Consider the following 425-nt stretch of genomic DNA (forward strand, 5'->3'; position numbering starts at 1 on the left):
TGGTATGTGCTCGATTACAAAGGCGAGGAACTGCTGAATTCGATCCCCAGAATTCGCCAAATCGATTTCAAGGATACGCCTTCCCAACCGGGACTTTATATTTTAAAGTCAAGGCCTGATTTGGAAGAGCATACCGAAAACTGGCTTTGGCGTATCTGGGAGAATGACGACCGTGGCCTCTTCATTGATGAGGGCTACATGCTTCCGGAAGTTCGTAAAGGCGCATTCTCTGCATTGTTGACGCAGGGACGCGCCAAGCGCATTTCGGTCATTACTCTTTCGCAACGTCCCGTGCGTGTTGATCGTACCGCGATCTCCGAAGCTTCACACATTGTCGCGTTCGATTTGAATGACAAGCGTGACCACAAGTCGCTTGAGGAGGTGGTGCCAACGGGTTTTATGTCCGATACCGTGCCGCCGTTTCA

1 protein-coding gene is annotated in these 425 nt (G+C 50.8%); it reads left to right on the forward strand.

All coding sequences use genetic code 11. From position 1 onward, the window contains the following. The coding region (locus SOP95_RS31740; protein WP_323609548.1) for a hypothetical protein at positions 1–425 on the forward strand (425 nt) is incomplete at both ends.

Origin of the sequence: Pseudomonas sp. YuFO8 (assembly GCF_035065025.1) — a bacterium.
In the GTDB taxonomy this organism is placed as follows: Bacteria; Pseudomonadota; Gammaproteobacteria; order Pseudomonadales; family Pseudomonadaceae; genus Aquipseudomonas; species Aquipseudomonas putida_AE.